Raw genomic sequence first — 21,332 nt, 5'->3', positions numbered from 1 at the left:
TGACGGCTGAAAGCATTAAAGGCTTAACCTTTGTAGATTTTCGGGTTAAAGGCATCTCTTAACCAGTCACCCAGCAGGTTAATAACCAGTACCAGAGTTACCAGCACAATCCCAGGGAAGAGTGTTATCCACCAGGCACCCGAGAAAATATATTTAAAACCTATACTAATCAGCGCACCTAATGAAGGCTGGTCAACGGGTAAACCTAAGCCCAAAAATGATAATGCAGCTTCAGACATGATTGCATTAGCAACTTGTACCGTAGAAATAACCAGAATCGGTGATAGACAATTTGGTAAAATATGTCTGAACATTATTCGACCGGCTTTAAATCCCATCACCTGCGCAGCTTCTACGTATTCTTTTTCCTTTTCCGCCAGTACCGAAGCACGAATGGTGCGCGCATATTGCGGCCATTCGGCAATACCGATGATCACAACCAGCATGATCACCGCATATTCACTGTAGAATTCATTACCAAAACTCGCTTTAAAAATAGCCGAGACAATAATAGCCACCATCAGGGTTGAGAAGGACAACTGTACATCGGCAAAACGCATCAGAAAACTGTCAATACGTCCGCCAAAATAACCAGAAGAAAGACCAATGACTATACCTAATATAAGCTGCAAGCCGACGGCTAAAAAGCCAATGGTTAAGGATAAACGAGAGCCATAAAGTATGGTTGAGAATATATCGCGCCCTTGATCGTCAGTTCCCAGTAAAAAATTCTCATCTCCCTCTGCCATCCAAGCAGGGGGAAGTTCCGAATCCATCAGACTAATGCTGGTAAGATCATAGGGATCAGTCGGTGCAATAAGTGGCGCAAATAAAGACATCAGCAAACAAGTCAGAAAGATGGCAAAACTGAACATTGCGACTTTGTCTTTCAGAAAATAATAAATCAGATCTGAGTTTTTCAAACGTTCCCAACGGGTCGGGACATGAGAAGAAGTAATAGTATTCATGTTTAAGCACCTTTACCGGTTATATTAACAGTAGGATCAACCACACCATATAAAAGATCAACAACGGTATTTGTCACCACAAAGATTAAACCGACAAAAATAACATAAGCCGTAATCAAGGGTGTATCCACACGGTTAACTGCTTCTAAAAATAAAAAACCGGTTCCCGGCCATTGAAATACCGTCTCGGTTAAAATCGTATAAGCAACCATAGTCCCTATTTGTACGCCACCTACAGTCAACACCGGCAGCATAGTATTTTTCAGAGCATGCTGGTAATGAACTTTATTCACCGCCAACCCTTTCGCCATGGCAAATTTAACATATTCAGAGCCAAGCGCTTCCAGCATTTCAGAACGCACTAAACGGATAAACAGCGGCAACATAATAGACGCTAAAGAAACACAAGGTAAAATAAGGTGTAACAGACCATCTTTAGTCAGATATCCTGTCTCCCAACCCAAAACATTAAAGGTTTCACCACGTCCGTAGGAGGGCAGCCACTGAAGCTCAATGGAAAACACATACATCAGCATAATGGCAGTCAGGAAAACCGGAACAGAAATACCCAAACTGCTGAATGCCATAATCATTTTTGTCCATGCGCTTTTAGGGTGAATAGCACAGTAGACCCCCAGCGGTATAGCCACAAAAAGAATAATCAATGCAGCCCCAAAAACCAGTTCAAGGGTTGCTTCAAGTTTATCGAATATAACTTCAACAACAGGCTTTTTAAAGAAATAAGAAGTGCCTAAATCCCCATGGGCAGCATTTACAATAAAACGGGTGTATTTGACAGGAAATGGATCATTAAGACCTAATTCATCACGTAGTATTTGTCTCTCTTCCTCGGAGACAGATTGGCCAACTAACTCACGAAGCGGATCGCCCAGATTATCTTGAATAGAGAAGGCAACCAAACTGATCACAAACATCACTACCAGAGCCTGAAAAAGGCGCTTGATCAGAAACGTAAACATTCCTTATACCTCAAATTAATTAATAGAATAAAAGTTTAAACGAAGCACTAAGGTCTCCGCCATAAAAATCTTAATGAAAAAACGATCTCTTTTTTATATCCAAACCACTTGAAGATTCAGGAATTAGACTCTTCAAGTGGTTTGGATATTGACTAAGGCCCTAAATAAATAGGGCCTTTTTAAGTGTTACTTAACTACTTCTTACCTATTCAATAACTCGTTATTTAACAACTCACTATTTAACAATAAGGTCACCGAAGTATGGGAAGTTCATGGAGTTAACTATGGGTTCAATCTGAAGGTTAGATTTTGATCCCCATGCCAAGTTCTGCCAATGAAGAGGTACAAATGCCGCATCTTTGTACAATATTTGCTCAACCTTTTGTAACATAGTCGCACGTTTAGCAGGATCTGTTTCAGCATTGGCAGCATTAACTAAACGATCAACTTCTGGATTAGAGTAATTCCCGCAGTTATAAGCACCTTTACCCGCATCAGCATCACGCGTCATCATCAGGAATTCAGAAAAGTTAGCTGAATCTTCTGTATCTGAATGCCAACCGATCATCATCATGTCCGAAGCACAAACATCAAATTCAGGCCAGTATTGCGCTTTAGGCAGTGTTTTCAAGTCTACATTAATGTAAATTTTAGCTAGCATACCGGCAGTTGCCTGTGCGATTTGAGCATCCTTCACATAACGGTTGTTGGGTGCCATCATAGAAATCTGCAAGGGTTTATCTTTAGAGTAACCCGCTTCTTCCATTAATTTCTTCGCTTTTGCCACATCAAAACGAGGCACTAAGGCTTCATCATAACCCGCGTAACCAGCAGGTCCTTGTTGGCCAGCAGTCGTTGCAAAATCTTTCATGATCTTTTTAACAATACCGTCATTATTAATGGCATGGACAATCGCCTGGCGAACGCGTACATCTTTAAGCGCCGGATTACTTTTCTGATTCATTTGGAAAGTGATAATGCGAGAGCCGGGAACAGTCGTTAGTTTAAGACCTTCAGTATCAGCAACACGTTTCTGATCGTTTGGTGCCACCGGATAGATCATATCGACATCACCAGAAAGAAGGGCTGCAACACGTGTTGCATCTTCTTTAATCGGTACCAGTGTCAGTTTATCAACGTTACCGGGAGAGTTTGTATCCCAATAATCATCAAAACGATCAAATACCACTTTAATGCCCTGTTCACGTGTTGTTATTGTATAGGGACCTGTGCCTGAAACGTGCGTTGACGCAAAAGAACCACCATGTTTTAAAATTTCACTTTTATCTTTACCGTCCATTTCGCCAGTATAGAATTTTCTGTCCATCGGGAAGATATAGGTCGCCGTTTGCAGTACTAACGGGTAAGGTTCAGTTGACTTGATCTCTACCGTGTAATCATCGATTTTAATCATTTTCTCATAAGGTGAAAAAACGCCTTTAAAGTCAGCAGAGTTTTTCAGACGATTAAATGTCCAAATAACATCGTCCGCAGTCATCGTATTGCCGGAGTGGAATTTAACCCCTTTACGCAGATTAAAGCGGAATGTGGTCGCATCAATACGTTCCCATTTTGAAGCTAAACGGGGTTCAAAGTCCATTTCTTGAGTGAAACGAATAAGCGGATCAAAAAGCATATGGGACATCTGCAGCGTTCCACCTGAAAGTTGCTCATGCGGGTCAAGTGATACCGGATCAGCATCATAAGCAACAGTAATATCTGCTGCTGCAACACTAAAGCTTAATCCTGCTGCCAGCAAAGCAACCGTTAGTTTGGTTTTGAAAAATTTCATTACATAACTCCTTGATGCCGGGACTAATTTCCCGTTGGTTTTGGTTGTTTTAGAATGTAGTCACACAGCTAACATGATGCTTACACTATTTTAAATTCCTGACGTTTTCGTTAATGTCAGTTAATGATTAAACTCTCAGGCCTTTAAATTCAGGCATTAAAGAAACAAGATGCTGACTGTATTGATGTTGTGGTGTGTTAAATAATTGCTCGGTAGGGGCTATTTCTAACAGTTTTCCTTTCTGCATAACCCCGACACGATCACACACTTGACGTATAACAGGGAGATCATGACTGATAAATAACATGGTCAGATTCAGTTCATCCTGAAGATCTTTTAACAAGTTTAATATTTGCCCCTGTACAGAAACGTCTAAAGCGGATGTCGGTTCATCACAGATTAATAAGCGTGGTCTGGTGGCTAATGCACGCGCAATAGAGATACGTTGGCGTTGACCACCTGAAAATTCATGCGGATATTTAACCCCCGCCATGCGCCCGAGACCCACATGATCTAATAAATCATGCACAATTTGACGCGTTTGCGCTTCTGATTGTGCGAGTTTATGAAAGCGTATCGGTTCAGCAATGATATCGAATATACGCATTCGAGGATTCATTGAAGTATAGGGATTTTGAAATACCATCTGCATTTGCCGGCGAATTGGCCGGCGCTGTTTTTCTGATTTTATTGCGGTTAAATCAATTCCTTCAAAGGAAATTTTACCTGCATTTGGTTTATATAAACCGGCAATAACGCGGGCGACAGTGGATTTTCCTGAGCCAGACTCACCCACCAGACCGAAGGTTTCACCTTCGTTAATGTGAAAACTAATATTATCATTAGCTTGGACATATTCACGGCGACTCTCAAACATTGAGTCTTTGGTGGTAAAACGTAAACTAACATTTTCTACATTTAATAGCGGCCCGCTATATTCACGCTGATCTTCACTTTGACCTAACCAATGGGTTTTTATATCCAGTTTCTTCATTTCACCCGCTTCCTCTATATAATTTACCAGAGGAAATCGGTCTAACTTAATATCTGAACGGGGTACAGCGGAGATCAGGCTGCGCGTATAATCATGATCGGGATTGCCAAGCACTTTTTCCGTTGGTCCAAATTCAACCAAATCACCACGATACATGACTGCAACTTTATCCGTTACATTAGATACCACGCCCATATCATGGGTAACCAGCATACAGCCAACATTTTTCTCAATGCACAGATTACGGATCAGGGTAAGAATTTGATCCTGAATGGAGACATCCAGTGCCGTCGTCGGTTCATCAGCAATAATTAAATCAGGCTCACCGGAAAGTGCTATCGCGATAACAACACGCTGGCGCATACCACCTGAAAATTGATGAGGATACTGTTTGATTCTTAAATGCGCATCAGGAATGCCAACCTGGTCCATCAAATTAAGCGCGCGTTGATAAGCTTCTTTTCCAGTCACCTTTAAATTGGCGCGAATGGTTTCGGTCAGTTGCTTTTCAACGGTGAAAAGAGGATTGAGAGAGGTCATTGGATCTTGAAAAATAAAACCTATTTTTGAGCCGCGAACTAAGCGCATTTGCTCGTCTGTTAAACCGGAAATTTTTTCCCCATCTAAATAAATGTCACCACTCGCAATAACACCAGGCGGACTCAGCAGGTCAATAATGCCATTACCGACAGTCGACTTACCGGCACCTGACTCACCAACAACGCCGACAATTTCTCCTCTTTCGATTGAAAAAGAGAGTGACTTAACGGCAGCATGGACTCCATGACGAGATGGATACTCAATGCGAAGATTTTTTACTTCTAATAAAGACATGACAATTACCTACAACTAGATGAAATAGCATCTGGCTTCAAAAAATTATTACCATTTAGTATGTTTTACAGGTTATTAGATAAAACATATCTAATAACAAAATACTATATGAGAGTGCGGAGTATATTATTCAATATATTTAATTTTGCAATGCGCCAGATTAGGAATAAAGAAAAACATTAATACTTAAAAAACAACCTTTAGAACATTATTTATACGCTGAAAACAGACAGTGTACGGCTCTTAAACTGTAGCCTGTGCACAATAAAGCAAAATATATGCCCAAAAAAAATTATTGCCTTTTTAATCTGCGGCACACTTTTTTTTATAAATAATTGTCTATACAAGCCTACTGCCGCTTGATCCAGTCTTTTTTTAGAAAAAAATCACGGCTAATTTTATCTGGAAAGAACAAGTCAATTTAAAATCAAAGTGCACTATATTAGTGCTGAACAGCCTATTTTGGATCATCATTTAACGGGTTGTTATAACCGTATAAAAATTGATCTATGGACACTTCAAATACGACATATTAAATTTCATAAAACGTGAAACACATCACGTCAACTTATGTCTATCGGGATAGATACAGGTAGATATTCTAACCATTCGCTTAACTATCTGATCGGTATTACTTGTTGAAATGATAATAACTTGGTGTTTTTTTTCAGTCCCAATAGCCAGCTATTGCTCAATTAAACATCTTGTCCTTATTAATTTTCACGGCGCAATTTCTAACGTTTTAATTAGGCGAATTAGTATTAGCTGCGCTGTAATGCAAAGAATAAAAGTTACCTTTTTCAGCCTTACCTTTATTATTTTACCGAGTAAAGCGAACTATTCTTGATGCCAGTGATTAAAACAGAGCATTAACATCAGCGCTAGCAGGATAAAAAGATCCCCCTCCCGTTAATAAAATCACCAAGTTTGCAGCTCCCGATAAAGTAAGCGCTTGCTTAAATAATAACGGACGATTACTCTTTCCAGACTCGTTTGTAGCGCTTTTAATACAAGGAATGAAAATGAAAAAAATACTTGTTATCGGTTTAGCAATATTAGCCACAGGATGCAGTAATAATAAGATGATAATTGCTGATAACGGCAAAAAAAACATCCAAAACATGCAAGAAGCAGATCTGTCTAGCGGCTTTCAAACACTAAAAAAAGCACCCTTGTGCTGCGATTCATTAAGCGAGCTTAATTATCAGATAATAACTGAAGCGGGTAAATTTGACTTCGTCATCACGCCACAAAATGAGGCGTTTAACTTTACGACGGGTAAATCCTTTGTCAAAGGTATTGCCTTACCGGTGGTGGATGGGACAATTAAAATGACGCTATCCTCTCCGATAGCAGCAGGCGTATTTGTCCCTACCCTATTGATCTTAGATGAACAGCATAAAGCGCTGCAACGCTATAGTGAAGAGACCATTAAATACGACAGCGCTTCTTTATTAAAAGCTGACCGCTTGTTTGCTGATATTGAATTTCCGGCAGTATTTGCAGATGGCCGACGCGCAAAATATTTGCTTGTCCTGACAACCGAAGAGGCGATGCAGAGCACAACTAAACTTGCGCCACAGAAACAATTGGCAGCAGAGGTAGGTCGTGCAGATCTTTTTTATAAAACCCAACCTATTGCGCACACTGCCACGGGAGTAGTAAGACTTACCTTTGATTACACGCCAGGTAGCCGCAATTTGGCAACAAGGATAGTGACAGAAGCCCCAAACGGCAGTCAAAAAGCACAAGTAAAGGTTGCGGCTCAAAGCATAACTGCAACCGTTGCCACTGAAGCTGGAGCTGTTATTAACAACAGCATTCAGCCAGAAAGCGAAGCAATGTTTTTAACCCTTATTGAACAAGCAGTAAAAGACGGTGACTACGAAAAAGCGCTGCGTCTTGTTAAACAAGCTGAGCGGGCCGGCTCAGCAAAGGCTCTGAATACGCTGCTTAAGTACCAATAATCAAAACCAGAAAAACAACCCTGCGCGCTTTTATAAAAGATCCAGGGTTCTATTTTTAATCGTTTGAATAAATATCTGCATCAATAATAATTACCATAGTTACCTTGCCATTCACAATGTATTTATAACAAACCAATACCATAAAAAAAGCCTTGATATCATGTACTTATCAAGGATCTTTAGATCTGACCTACACATAATCTAAGGCTGTCTGATTGCGTGATAACAACACACTATCGGTTATTACTTAGTAAAAATAGATATTGTCCAGGTAAACACTGTCACTGCTTGTTCCCCATAACTGCAAGCCTAACTGAGTTAATTCCTCTGAACTAAAAGACTGATTAGAATCGACTAAATCATCAAATACAAGTTCTAGTGATACCCATTCTCCAGTGGTTACAGGTTTTATGGTCTGTATTCTGGCACCATTAGACGCGACTATCTGAATGACCGCTTGTGTAACACCACTAGTCGCATAGATATCAAAGCGCATGCCAATTTTATTCGAGGCATCAACAACCCCGCCTTCTACACCATACTGTATACCGACTACCCCTCCATCGCGACCATCAGGTGTGATTTGAAATTTAGCCATGTTATTACCTGCTAAATTAACCTGCGAATATACTGGTGCGTTATACCAATTATCTTCCCAGAAAGAGATGTTTTTATCGACTAATAATGAGTCACTGTATAATACAAAAGCCTCTGCATCGCTGTGTATTGGCGCAGGTGCTGGCAGAAAAGGCCCTGGGTTAAGTGGCTGCATAGTCAGTGTTATTGCTCCACCACCAACATTAGATTGAATCTGTTGTCTCAGCCCAAAGCCATCTGCACTTACTTTTACACTGTGCTCACCTTCCTGTAGATTCAGTGTCGCAACGCCATTTGCATCTGCTGTAACACTTAGATCACCAATCGATACAATCGCACCGGCAATGACAACATTATTATTATCTTCAACGGTCACAACCAGATCAGAAAATATTGATTCACCAGAAAAATAGATATTATCAACATAGAATGACTTACCTGCTTCACCGAATACGATAAAGCCTGCTAATTTTAGTGTACTTGGTTCAAGGGTGCCCGATAAGACTTCCAGCTCTGAAAAAACGGCTTGATGTGAAACCCATTCTCCCGTTGGTGGATTAATGGTTTTATATAAAGAGTCACCGCCATCTGAGACTAATTTCAGTTGGATTTGTGTTATGCCACTTTCAACATACATATCAAAGTTCATCATGGTTTTTGCAGATGCGTCAACAAAACCATTTTCAATCCCAAACTCAAGGCCAACGGCACCACCAACTGTGCCTAATTCTGTAATTTCATATTTTGCATAATAATTGCCGTCTATATTTCCCTGGGAATAAATGGGTGCATTCCACCAGTTTGAACTCCAAACCGAAATATATTTATCCTGCTTTAAGGAATCACTGTAAAGAACGATTGCTTGAGCATCGCTTAGTTGTGGAGGTAAAGCCGCGGCCTCATGAGGTCCCTGAATAATCATAGTCTGGGTAACAAAGTGCACATCAGCAAGCAGTACCAAACCAGATTGCTCACCATTGAATGCCAATGCAAACCAGGTCATATCAGAAAAATCAGGCAACACCGCGGTTATTTCTACCCATCCATTTTCTAATAAAGTGCCATTATTGATTAAATAACCAATATTAGATTCAACTTTGGTGGCGCTATTAACAATCACTTCAACATCAGTCAGGTTAGTCGCTTTAACTTTAAATTTAACATGTGTATAAGTTGAGATATTAATGGCATTTTGGTCTTCATTACCCCAAGCAACCGCCCCTTTATTACCCCAGTTTGTGCCACTGCTCACTTTAAGTACTTTGATAAAATCAGGGTCGTCATCAATATTAGTTATTGTTGCACCAGATCCCCAATTATCACCCCAATATTGCATAAAGTTTGAATCTTCATTTTCAGAGTGGAATAGGTAACTCACTTCGGGTACTGGCAGCGTTTCAGCCATTGCTGCAAGTACTTGCTGGTTATCGGCAGTGAGATCAAAAACGTGTGTATAACTCTTATAGCCTGTCGCGGCAATACTAAGGGAGTAGCTGGCTTTTGCTAACTCAAAGCTTGCAGCACCTAACGCATTGGTTATTTTTGTTTTTCCTGCCAGCACGACTTGCGCGTTGCTGATACTTGCCCCATTGATATCATCGCTCACCTTCACGGTAACAGAGTATGTAATAGGCGGGGTGTCGTCCCCTCTGGCACTAACAACTGCCTCAAGTTCCTCGTCAGCGCAGCCAAAAAACAGCACAGATAACAGTAATAACATGAATATCTTTATATTTTTGAACATTTTATTTCTCCATAGCTTTAGTTAAAAGGCGCTTTGTTAATATTCTTAGATACCTTCACAATAACCCTTGAACAACCGAAGAAAGCGCTTTCTTTAATTGCGTTTGATACTATGTAATAACCTTATAAAGTACAATCTTCATAGAAATAAAACACTAACTTGCTCACATTATAACGGCAGTTAACAGCACAATGCTCACCAATACCCATACCAAAATGACAAAAGATGGAAAACAGGGTCTAAAGTTAGTCATAGCAATGGGCTGTCAAGATAACCACGCCCTCACTGCTGTGATCAAGCTTGTGTTTACGGTGTAAAGTGATTGGCTTATTCCATTGTATTCTATAGCATAAAGAAAGCGCTTACTCTTGGTCATAAGACATGTAAAAATAGATCCTTAACCCGCAACTTAACAGACCATTAATAGTTAATAAATTTACGAGGTTATAATGACATTACAGCTCCAGAAAATGTATTTTTGTATTGGTCAGAAACTACAAAAATCACGGACAACTCTTTTAGCAGCTTTATTAATGCTCAGCTTCAGCAGCTCGGCAATGGCTGGCTGGGAACTGCAGTGGATTGATAAATTTGATGGAACAAGTGTTAACTGGGATAACTGGACCGCGCAGACACAAGCCAACTATAACAATGAAGTACAGTGCTATACCAATGATGACAGCTCGGTGAATAAAAACTATGATGTTTCGGACGGCACCCTGAAAATTATTGCCCGTAAACAAAACATTAATTGTCCCGGCTTAGGCGGCACGCAAAAAAGCTGGACCTCGGGCCGTTTAAACAGCAAAGATAAAAACGAATTTCTTTATGGACGGATAGAATCAAGAATCAAATTCCACAATTTAGAAGGTGGTACCTGGCCAGCATTCTGGATGCTGGAAAATCGTATTGCTGAGCAACCTGTTAAGGGTGATGGTGACTCTATTAACTGGCCCAATGCAGGGGCTGGCGAAATTGATGTCTGGGAATGGTTTTCTAACGCACCTAATACTTATATCACTAACTTCTTTAACACCGAAAGCTGTGCTGGTGAGACGCTGTATAGCTACCCGAACGGTGGACCTGATGTACAAAACTGGCACAACTACGCACTGGAATGGAGCAAAGATAACACCTCTTTTTACATTGATGACATTCTGGTTGTCTCACAAGATATGAGTAGTTGTAATCAATATCAAGAACCAATGTTTGTGCTGCTCAATGTCGCAATGGGTGGCAACTTAGGTGGCAACATCAACCCAAGCCTCACCCAAGCCACAATGGAAATCGACTATGTTGCCCACTGTCAACCTTCTGCTGCCAACAACGCAACTTACTGCAATCAAGCACTTGCCGAGCAAAATAATGGTTTGCCCGAGGTCAGCATCAAGATCACTCAAAACGGGTACACTATTACTGATATTAACCCCGATAATGGTTTAGTCACACTCAGCGCACAAACCGGCAATATAAATGCAGACAGCAGTTACAGCTATGACTGGTATACCAGTGGCCTGGCCAGCCCGATCATAACAGGGAATCAAATAAACTTTGACCCGTCTTCAATGGTTAATGGTTATTATTATGTGTCTGTTATCCTGACGGACGATCAGAATCCCACACAGACAGATAGAGATGCGCAAACACTTAAAGTGATATCGGAGTCAATATCCACCAGCAATACAATTAATGCCAACAGTACGGGTGGTAGTATAAGCGCAGGCATTTTATTATTTTTAGGTTTATTGGGCTTGTTCCGCGCCCGGCACAGCCTCCCCCATCAAAGCGCAGGCAAATAAAGAACGGAACATGAGTAACACTTCCTGGAGTGTAGATAATATTGTTTTAGAAGAACCAGAAATTGTTACCTTCCCAATTTTATTAGCATCGTGAGTGCTAACAAATTTTTAGGACTTAATCTAGCGGAATGGTACTCTTGTCAGCCATTGGATCAGGCGAATAGATATATGGCCACCAAAGCTAACACGGTTTGATGGCAATTCTTCTCTAGAAATTAAAGGTGAGGCCGCACAAGGCATTAGTTCAGGTGAAGCCCTTAACCAGATATCAAAACTCGCCAGAAAGCTTGCCATGCTGGTTAAAGTCAGTTCGCTAACGGATAAGTCTGTCTGGCATCAGTGCGTTTAGGCCCATTTAAAACTGCTGCTGAAATGAATGATGTCGTCACTACATTAAAACAGAATGGTGTGCCCGCCACCCGTGGTGCCCAATAACATTAGCTTTTATTAAAGGAGTCCACATGAATCTTATCAAGCAATTATTTTTGACCCTAATTTTGCTATGCGCCAGCCAGGCTTTTGCAAAACCAGAATTAGGTAAGGATTACTCAATTTTAAATCCCGCAATGCCTACGCATAGCGGTAAAAAGATTGAGGTTCTAGAATTTTTTTCCTACGACTGTATTCATTGCTACAACTTTAATCCTTTGATGCAAGCTTGGACAAAGCGCATGCCCGATGATGTTTCTCTGACTTATGTGCCAGTAGTATACAGAGCCGACATGGAAATACCTGCCCGTGCTTTTTACGCGGTGGAGTACCTCGGTTTACACAACAAATTGCATGACACCTTATTCGACATCTGGCATAGCAGCAACCCACCTTATGACAAAGCCAGCCTGATCAATGCGCTCACACCCTATGGTGTAGACGTTACTAAATTCCAAAATGCCTACAACGCTTACTCTATCAGCCAGGCATTGGAACGCGCCAGGGGATTGGCATACACCTTGGATATACATATGCAAAAGAACGACTATCACATTCGTAGCACACCAACGCTGATTATCGGTGGCAAATATGTCATTTCTGGGGAATCGGCACACACGATTAAACTCCTCTATGCCTTGATCGAAAAAGTTCGCAAGGAAAAAAAGCATTAATTCCGCAGCACAATTGTCCCCGTATTTTAATCACTGGCATATCGTGCGGTATTGGCTTGGAATTGGCATTGGCATTGGCATTGGCATTGGCCGAGTACTATTTGCAACAAGGTGTGTGTATAGATAGAATAAAACGTCATTTTTCATAAAATGAAAATACATCTAGGCTCATATTTTCCATATTGACATTTATTTTAAATCCCTTAGGGAATGAAAGTCGACTATGAATCAACTGTTTCAACATAATTCAGAATTTAAAACAACCGCATCCCACTGTTGTGCAAACCAGTTTTGAATATTGCTTTTGTTTATGATGATGAACTGCTTTTATTCAAACAGACTTATCTGAGGCGGCGCTCTACTTTGTGGGGGCAATAATTCGACGATTTCGTCATTTTTTGTATTCAGGTGACTGAGTATCTTTTGGATCACCAACTGAGCTTCATTAGACACATCCCTGTGCCTAACCCTCCGGGTAGCATTCGCTGTGTAAATCAGCTCTTTTTTCCAATGCATAGGATCTAATCTGGCAATATTTACAATTGCCGCCCCCTTTTTATCTAAGTAAGCATCAGAAACATTAACCGAGTTATGATAGCTATTTGCCGCATTATACCAATTCCACTCATTAAGTGATCTGTTTAGGCGCCGGAAAAACGCATGAAAGCAAGGCACTGATTGCAGTAACAAGTTGTTCTAATTATACAAAATAGTAGGGAACTATTTTGAACAGCTTCTGCTGGCCACTAAGTGGTGAATAACAGGGTGTATGAATCAAATCAATAATAAAGACTAAAATATCGTTTTATGTCTCGCTAGCATGCAGCATAAATGAACAGAAAATTAATGGATTTGGTATTACGTTCCTATTGCGCAAAAAATGGTGGTTGCGCTGTTATGCTTATCAGCCAGTTGGGGTTAATTATACAGCTTGAGAATCAAAAGAAAGGAGGTAATAGCCACAGGTCAAGGGCTTACTTGTGCCTTGTGGCCGGATTTAAGGATAGATACAGCTAAGCTGAAAAGGCAAAAAAGGATATTAAATAAACCCGTTTGCATATACAAGATGTTTAAGGCTGCAGTGCAGCGTGAAAGTACAAAATAAAAACGGCCTTGAATCCATTATTAAATTCAAGACCGTCTTATTAAGAGACTCGCTTTTCGGGGTTACTTCACACTTTGGGGCGGTTCTAATATTTAAGTTAGTTATCTGATTTTATTCTAACCAGGAAATATTTTTCACCTCAATCGTACTTAAGGTAGGCGCACTGCCTCCCGACGTTTCGTAAATATCAGCAATAGTAAAGGGTGAATTGACAACCTCTAAATTGCCACTTGCAAAGTCCGAAAAGTCACTAAGACTAATGGTATATTTAGCCCACTGGTCAGTGAGTGTATAGCTGCCAGTATTAAATCTAACCCAGTGATTTGTTCCTGCGCCTTTGGTCGTTTGGAAGCCAAGGTAAAAGCCAAAAGCGGCATCACCTTTAATTTCAAAGGTAATCTGTGTAGAAGTGCTTAGATTACTGGTCTCATTTGGAATTCCAACACCTGCTCCCCAGCCCCAAGTTGCTGCAGTATCAGGATCTGTTGCTACCGTTAAGACACCCGTATCATCATTAACACCAGCCCAGGCGGTCTCTGGAGAATCCCAACCGTAAGCAAGCGCATTTGAATATAATGAAATGCCTAGGACAATGAACTCACCCGCTACAGGTTCGTTAGTTACCGGCGCTGCAGGCGGCACAAAGACCTCATCCATCATAGCCGCTACATTACCACCGTAAGTTTTAGTAATTTGTAAACCATCCCTTTCCAGGCCATTAAATGCTCCGGCATCAACCAGATCCCAAAGCAGGTATTTCGCTTCGCCCTGCATATTAATTAAGCCAAAATGTTTTTCAGGGTGAGTTGCAGGGTTTTCTGTGCCCGCTTTCCACTGCTCATCAAAAGCTTCAAAAAAGAACAGCGATGCACCAAACTCATTTGACCAGGTACGCAGTGCATCATAAGCCATTTTTTGTTTGTATTCGTCCGCTGCTGCAGAGCCGGATTGAGTAAAATCTTCACCACCCGGGCTACCCACTGTTGCCCAGCCTGTTTCGCCAATGTGGATCGGTTTATTGATACCTAACTTTAACATATAAGCTTGTGCAGCCGTATATTGTTCAACAACACGCGCTTGAGCTCTGACCATCGCGGCATCAATTTTCTGTTGATCCGTTAAACCAGCTTGATCCGCAGGAACCTGCCAGAAATCGGGAATGTGGTGCGTATCATGGAAGGGGTAAGTATGCAGTGAGATATAATCAACCGCTGCAATCAAGGCATTTAAATCATTCAGTTGTCCAGATACTCTCGGATCGCTACCAGACCAAACGGCCTGATTATCTGAACTTGTGATCCAGATATCAGCAGAAATAGTACTGTCAGCTTTTAAGCCTTGTAACTCGTTTACATAGCCAAGCACAACACTGACAGGAATATCATGTGCCTGCCAGTCCACCATCGCTTCATTACCCACGGCAATCACTTTAATAATCTCAGGATAATTCTGTGCCATCTCTATTGCTTTATCCATTTCAGCTCGGTTCAGCGCAGCATCTCCAGTTGTATTATCTACATTAGCAGTATAAGAGCCTTGTGCTTGTACCCAAACACCCAGCATCACGTACATTTCAAAGTTAGGATCAGCAGCCATTAACTGATCAATGGCTTCCAGTAGATTTGCCGTATCACTAAAAATTTGAGTGTTATAAGTTCTTAATACTTTTATATCCATCGCCTGCAGTAGCAGCATATCTTCTTTAAGATCAGCAACACTGGGCACCGTTGCTTCTTCACGTGTTGGTGCTCTAAAGGCACCGTAGGAGATCGCCTGATAATCCGGATTACCGAGTATCTGCTCGCCTGATTTTGACAGCGGTGCATCGCTGACGATGGCCTGCGGTTGTAGAGTGCCGGTATCACCTGCAGAAGACGTATTATTTAATAATGTTGTTAAGGGTTCATCCCCACAGGCAAACATAAATATCGATAGGAATGCTATTAAAAATATTTTGTAACTACTTTTTTTCATTTTATTGCCCTTTTCAAAAAATCTATTAACCATAAAACGTTATATTTATTATGTTGTTAAAAATCAGTCTGCAGACGCCTTTTAAATTTTGCGCGATCTTATTTATCCGGCGTTTTAAAATCTGCGGCAAACAATCTGTAAACTCCAAACAAAGAAAAGGCTTTCTTTGTTTGGTAAAAAAGCCATCTTTAAAAACCGGTTTAAAGATGGCTCCAACAAAAATATAACTTCTATTTCATATTAACTATTAGTAAAAATACATGTTATCGAAGTGAATGGTTGCGCTTGTATCGTATGCCTGAGCATCAAACTTAAACTGATTTACAGCGGTAAGATTAACACCAGTATAAACACTAAGCGGTATTTCAATACTCTGCCAGCTACCTGTTACAGGGGTTATGGCATGTGCTGTTTCACCGCCGCCAATAAGGTATACATCAAAGCCAGTTGCATCAGCTGTCCAGTAATCAAGATGCAGATAAGTTTTACTGCTTAAATCCTGAGCACTTAGATCTAACCCTTGATAAGTTAAAGCAGCCATTTTTAATGTATTGTTACCAGCAATATCAACCTCAGTTGTCACCGTTGATTGCCCCCAATCAGGGTTAGTGTTAACACCCGCGACTGAAGTATAAGAATCACTGAATATAGAGATAACATCTGCTGCAGACGCTGTTGGTGCTGGCGCGGCTGCAGTTAGCTCCACTGGGGCATCTACTGCCGCTAATGCATTAATTACAATGTTATCGATGTAAGCTGTGATATTAACAGCAGCGCCAGGATCAGCTTTCAGTAACAGTGATAGACCGCCGTCTACATCATTACCCAAGGTAGTTTCGTAGCGATAGTTAGTCCAAGTTGCGTTAGGAAAGAGTGGACCACCACTGAGGAGTTCACTCTTTGAGGTTCCGTCGCCAGCAAGATTGGACATCAATTCAGCAAAAAACACGCCACCAGGGCCATCAATTGAACCTTTCAGATCAAATGACACAATCACTGATTGTCCTGCGACAACAGTACCGGGAGCCGGGTCTATCAGCCTAATCATTGCAACCTGAGCAGTATCAGCAGACAGTTTTGCCGAGTAAGTACCACTTTGACTATCTTCACTACTAACCTGCGCAATTGCGCTATTTTGTGACTCATCAGCCCAATCGCCCAGTGTAGCCGATTCAAAACCACCGTCAGTCACCAGCGCAACACCCTCTTCTACAACTGAGCCAACTGGATCAACCGAGTTAGTTGAATCACCATCGCCTGAGAAGCTGATATTATCAAAATAGATTACTGACTCTTCAGATCTTGCATTAGTCACATCAGGCATAACCACAAAACCACCAATAGCATCATTCTCAGGCAGACCAATATCAGCAGCGAAATCAATGGTTAACTCTTCCCATTGGTTAATCAGTGTATTTGAGACAGAGCGAGATGGATGTGCGCCCCAACCATCACCATGTTGCTTTTCGAACTTGATATGCACAGGGCTAATAGTATTTTTATAAACCCAGATTTTAACCACGTTATTACTTGCATCAAGTGTAAAGGTTTCTAGACCACCACGTGTAAATGCACCAACCCATTCACCATCAGATGTTAAATTAGTCAGTTTAGCGACGGTTGCTGAACTATTAGTTCCGCTGCTATCAGGGTTTGCAACAAACTGCAGTGCTGCCGTATCAAATGATTCCCAAGTTAACTGTGAACCTTCAAAATCGATACCCGCAGCAACAGTTGTTGTTGCACTATCACCCGATGCGCCTGGCGTACGATCGCCCGCCGCTGGTGCATCAAAGAATTGTACATTATCAACCGAGTACACAGCTCCGGTACCGGTACCCCAAGCAGGGAAAACCATCAGTAAATCAATCGCACTGGTATTCACTGTGCCTAAACCGGCTAAGCTGAAGCTATAATGCTGCCACTCAGCCGTGGGTGCATTTGCTAAATCAAGTTCAATTGCGCCCCCTCCACTACTTTCAACTTTAAATTTCCAGGTGGTATCACCCGCATCTGCCGGTGTCGTCATTTTCAGATCGAATTCTATTGTGCCCGTTGCTGCTATCGCACTGGCATCAAAAGGAATCCCGTCTACAGCAGTATGGGATGGATCTTGTGCATTACTTCGGCTGGTAAAACCGGCCACCGCTTCACCAAAAATTGAAAACTGAGTGACATTAGCGTAGGCATCAGAAGCATCATAAATATGTTGTGTTGAGGCGTTATCACAACATCCCCATGCCGCCCATTTAGGATTAATCTGATCATTAAAAACAGTGAACACAGGAGCACGAGGGCTTGAGTCAACAACTTGGTCAATAATTGTACCTACTTTTGCTCCATTAAATACAACTTGTGCGGCTGCTAAATCACTGACTGCTTGATCTACTGCAGCCTGATCTGCGGCTGCATCACGAATAACTCCAGCTGCTAAAATAGCATCATAAAATGCCTGCCAGTCTGTCTGTGAAGCTTGACCTTCAGCCTCACCAATACCTGTTTGGCGTAAATTATCACCCTCAGAGGCAGTGATTGCTGCTGATAAAGATGTCTTATCTACTCCAACTGGTGCTTTTTGCTCTAATCCAGCTGTTGCAGTTGTTATTGCTTCTGTTTTAGCTGTCACTTCTGCTTGGGTTGTTTCTGGCATTGCTAATGCGGTTGTAAGTGTTGCCCAAGTTGATGTTGTATAGCTTGTATCCACAAGTATGGCTGCTGCTGTTTTCTGTACTTCTAACGCTGCATCCTCTGTACTTGTGCCTGTATCAGCCAATTGCACAAGCGATAAATCGGCAATATGAATCTGAGAAACACCTGCCGTCCCGGTTTTAGCAAAAATCGCAATAAATTCAATCGAAGAGAGATCGTAGGTGGCAAGATTAACCTCTACATCTTGCCAGCCTGTTGTTCCATCACTAACTGATAATGGAATCTCTGTCTCTACGCCGCCTGCACCTATTTTAATAAAGTAGCCATCAGCATAACCGCCCGATGTGGCTACTTTTAATTTTAATTTATCGAATGCAGTAAAATCACCTACAAAACCACCGGTTAGAGCAAGTACCGTTCCCCAATTATTATCCCCGCCTGCACCTGATGTAACTGACCAAGCATTAAGCCCTTCATAACTAGCCTCGGCATTTATTACACTTCCTGTACTCCACTCACCAACCTCAGTATTCGCATTAATTTCACTTGCCGTACCTGCTGATGAGATCAAGGTATACTCTTGGATCACTGTGTCAGGAACAGCATCTGGTTGTTGCCCGAGCGCTAAGTCGGCAATATGAATCTTAGAAACACCTGCCGTTCCAGTTTTAGCAAAGACCGCAATATATTCAATTGACGAGAGATCATAATTAGCAAGATCAACCTCTACATCTTGCCAGCTTGTTGATCCATCAGTAACTGATAATGGAATCTCTGTCTCTACGCCACCTGCACCTATTTTAATAAAGTAGCCATCAGCATAACCACCCGATGTGGCTATTTTTAATGTTAATTTATCGAATGCACTGAAATCACCTACAAAACCATCCGATAAAGCTAGTACCGTTCCCCAATTATTATCCCCGCCTGCACCTGATGTAACAGTCCAGGCATCCAATCCATCATAGTTACCCGCAGCATTAATTACACTTCCAGTACTCCATTCACCAACTACAGTAGCATCATTAATTTCACTTGCCGTACCTGTTGAAGAGATCAATACATATTCTTTTGCATCAGATTTAACAGCTACTACAATTTTATCTCCGATTTCGGTAGCGATAGTATCAGGATCAAATGCCGAACCAGCTTCAATTGCCGCATCAACCTGCCCTGCAATACCTCCAGTTGCTTTAAACACTTCAGCCATTATTGCCGTGCTTATTTCCTTAGCAGTAAACGCTGTTGCTGCACCGTTGAACTGATCCACCTTAGCGGCAATAATTCGCGCGACAACCTGTGCCACTTTGTGCAATTTTTCAAACTCAGCTTGGTTTGCACTGTCGCTCTTGCCTGCAATATAGTCTTGACTTAAGTCTAATGTTGTTCCTAGCTGCGCTTTTACCAAATCTTCAGCATCTTTTGCTGAAATGCTACTGTCACTTTCAATCGCATTTTGAATCATTGTGGTAATCGGGCTGACAAAGGTAAAACCAACAGGCGCGCTTAATGTATAGGGTGTTAACGTTTTCTCAGGGTAGTCTTCATCTATTGTATCTGCAGTTATTTGAACTAACAGAGGATGGGCATCAATCAGACTTTGTGCAACACCTGTTATACTAAACCCCCCACCAGCACTAGTGGTTGCCGTTGGCTCATCGATACCACATATTTTATCATCATTGACATCAAGGCAAACTATCGCTCCGCTTAAATAACCATCTGCAGCCTTACCTGACAGATCAGTTGTATCCTTTGGAGCAGCTGGTGCATCTGGTTTATGACTTAATAAATCATCCCCATTACAACCAGCTAATGCGAGTGCCATTGCACTAGCCAATACAACATTTGCTAATTTAAAACCTTTAATTACTTTCATTTATAGGAATCCTTACTATTTAATAGTTGAGCTTTTGTTTTGAGAACCCTCTTCATCGCGCATTGGAAAGAAAGCGCTTGCTTTATAGGGCAAAAAAAATGACAAGATCCAATTCAGCGGTTAACATTTAAGCTAGAACAGACATATTGATAACAATTATGCTTCTCTAATTACCAGTAATCATTTTATAGGCGCAATTATATACAGAAAATCGCATCCAAAATGAGATGCGCATCACTTTAGCAAGCGCTTTCTTTAAGGTAAGTCACATTTCCAGCGAAATTTAATTCTTTTTAGCAGGGTTAGAGATGTGTAAATTATAATTTTTAATTTAAAAGTAGACTGGTGTGGCACATAAAAATACTTAAATAGATGCCACATATCAGCTGGTAAAAAGGCCTTATTCTAATATTCAACAAAAAAAGGGCTGTATTTATGACAATTAAATAGTGCTATGCGGTCAGCTGCCCGGGCAGATAATTGTCAGCAGATCCAGGCATTATAAGGATCTATTTAGATTCCATAAGCAACATAAGCAGCATAAAAAATAACTGTATTGATTTCTTCCCTGCAACACTAAGAGGAACTGTTTCAGCTCAAAAAAAATCGCCCATCCTTTAAATTAATGACCTATAGCGCTGTTGAGAATTTTTTATCTTGATTGCGCTTGCCCCACACTATTATAGCCATCTTATTTTCAACCTTAAAATAGCCAAAGAATTACGGGTCACCCATCAGCAATCAACAGCTGCCTATAAATAGTTATCTCTCACCGCCACTTCCATGCAATCACTGGAAATTGTGCAGGCAGAAGCAAATAACGTTAATTAAGCTTTAGCATCAGCACTAAAAAAAACAGTTGTGAAGTTGCTCTCAAATAACGATCTCCATTGCGGCCATAGTAAGGCTTATATGTAAACAGGTGTTTAATAGTGATATAAGAAAGC

General features: G+C 41.1%; 10 protein-coding genes. 3 read left to right on the top strand and 7 right to left on the bottom strand.

The genetic code is table 11. From position 1 onward, the window contains the following. Positions 1-23 precede the first annotated feature (23 nt). From PING_RS02965 to PING_RS02950, 4 genes are all read right to left on the bottom strand, one after another. Positions 24-968 (bottom strand): ABC transporter permease, encoded by a 945-nt coding sequence (locus PING_RS02965; RefSeq protein WP_011768977.1) that lies wholly within the window; start codon positions 966-968, stop codon positions 24-26. 2 nt (positions 969-970) lie between these two features. After that, on the bottom strand, positions 971-1,948 hold the full coding sequence (locus tag PING_RS02960) for an ABC transporter permease (RefSeq protein WP_011768976.1): 978 nt from the start codon (positions 1,946-1,948) through the stop codon (positions 971-973). A 235-nt stretch (positions 1,949-2,183) separates the two neighbouring features. Further along, positions 2,184-3,740, bottom strand: a complete 1,557-nt coding sequence (locus tag PING_RS02955) for an ABC transporter substrate-binding protein (protein ID WP_011768975.1) — start codon at positions 3,738-3,740, stop codon at positions 2,184-2,186. Between the two features lie 127 nt (positions 3,741-3,867). Then, complete coding sequence (locus tag PING_RS02950; protein ID WP_011768974.1) at positions 3,868-5,568, bottom strand: dipeptide ABC transporter ATP-binding protein; 1,701 nt, start codon at positions 5,566-5,568, stop codon at positions 3,868-3,870. 1,022 nt (positions 5,569-6,590) lie between these two features. On the opposite strand from PING_RS02950, the gene PING_RS02945 reads away from it, so the two are divergent. Beyond that, a complete protein-coding gene (locus PING_RS02945) occupies positions 6,591-7,535 on the top strand; it encodes a MalM family protein (RefSeq protein WP_011768973.1) in 945 nt (314 codons plus the stop codon). Between the two features lie 247 nt (positions 7,536-7,782). Here PING_RS02945 and PING_RS02940 read toward each other — a convergent pair whose 3' ends face one another. Continuing rightward, on the bottom strand, positions 7,783-9,876 hold the full coding sequence (locus tag PING_RS02940) for a carboxypeptidase-like regulatory domain-containing protein (RefSeq protein WP_011768972.1): 2,094 nt from the start codon (positions 9,874-9,876) through the stop codon (positions 7,783-7,785). Positions 9,877-10,325: 449 nt separating this feature from the next. Between PING_RS02940 and PING_RS02935 the strand changes: the two genes are divergently transcribed. Beyond that, the gene (locus PING_RS02935; protein WP_011768971.1) at positions 10,326-11,675 is read left to right on the top strand and encodes a glycoside hydrolase family 16 protein; all 1,350 of its coding nucleotides are present in this window, start codon (positions 10,326-10,328) and stop codon (positions 11,673-11,675) included. Between the two features lie 461 nt (positions 11,676-12,136). After that, positions 12,137-12,778, top strand: coding sequence for a thiol:disulfide interchange protein DsbA/DsbL (locus PING_RS02930; RefSeq protein ID WP_011768970.1), 642 nt, complete (start codon positions 12,137-12,139; stop codon positions 12,776-12,778). 1,216 nt (positions 12,779-13,994) lie between these two features. Here PING_RS02930 and PING_RS02920 read toward each other — a convergent pair. After that, a complete protein-coding gene (locus PING_RS02920; protein WP_011768969.1) occupies positions 13,995-15,857 on the bottom strand; it encodes a glycoside hydrolase family 17 protein in 1,863 nt (620 codons plus the stop codon). A 247-nt stretch (positions 15,858-16,104) separates the two neighbouring features. After that, entirely contained in the window at positions 16,105-20,385 is a 4,281-nt protein-coding gene (locus tag PING_RS19340; protein WP_011768968.1) for a carbohydrate-binding CenC domain-containing protein, read from the bottom strand. Positions 20,386-21,332 lie beyond the last annotated feature (947 nt).

This window comes from Psychromonas ingrahamii 37, from assembly GCF_000015285.1.
GTDB lineage: Bacteria > Pseudomonadota > Gammaproteobacteria > Enterobacterales > Psychromonadaceae > Psychromonas > Psychromonas ingrahamii.
This window is presented reverse-complemented; position numbering and strand designations above follow the sequence as displayed.

Bases quoted from the DNA above. Each gene is read 5' to 3' on its own strand.
- PING_RS19340 (WP_011768968.1), bottom strand. From the start codon at position 20,385: ATGAAAGTAATTAAAGGTTTTAAATTAGCAAATGTTGTATTGGCTAGT.
- PING_RS02960 (WP_011768976.1), bottom strand. From the start codon at position 1,948: ATGTTTACGTTTCTGATCAAGCGCCTTTTTCAGGCTCTGGTAGTGATG.
- PING_RS02935 (WP_011768971.1), top strand. From the start codon at position 10,326: ATGACATTACAGCTCCAGAAAATGTATTTTTGTATTGGTCAGAAACTA.
- PING_RS02950 (WP_011768974.1), bottom strand. From the start codon at position 5,568: ATGTCTTTATTAGAAGTAAAAAATCTTCGCATTGAGTATCCATCTCGT.
- PING_RS02945 (WP_011768973.1), top strand. From the start codon at position 6,591: ATGAAAAAAATACTTGTTATCGGTTTAGCAATATTAGCCACAGGATGC.
- PING_RS02965 (WP_011768977.1), bottom strand. From the start codon at position 968: ATGAATACTATTACTTCTTCTCATGTCCCGACCCGTTGGGAACGTTTG.
- PING_RS02930 (WP_011768970.1), top strand. From the start codon at position 12,137: ATGAATCTTATCAAGCAATTATTTTTGACCCTAATTTTGCTATGCGCC.
- PING_RS02955 (WP_011768975.1), bottom strand. From the start codon at position 3,740: ATGAAATTTTTCAAAACCAAACTAACGGTTGCTTTGCTGGCAGCAGGA.
- PING_RS02940 (WP_011768972.1), bottom strand. From the start codon at position 9,876: ATGTTCAAAAATATAAAGATATTCATGTTATTACTGTTATCTGTGCTG.
- PING_RS02920 (WP_011768969.1), bottom strand. From the start codon at position 15,857: ATGAAAAAAAGTAGTTACAAAATATTTTTAATAGCATTCCTATCGATA.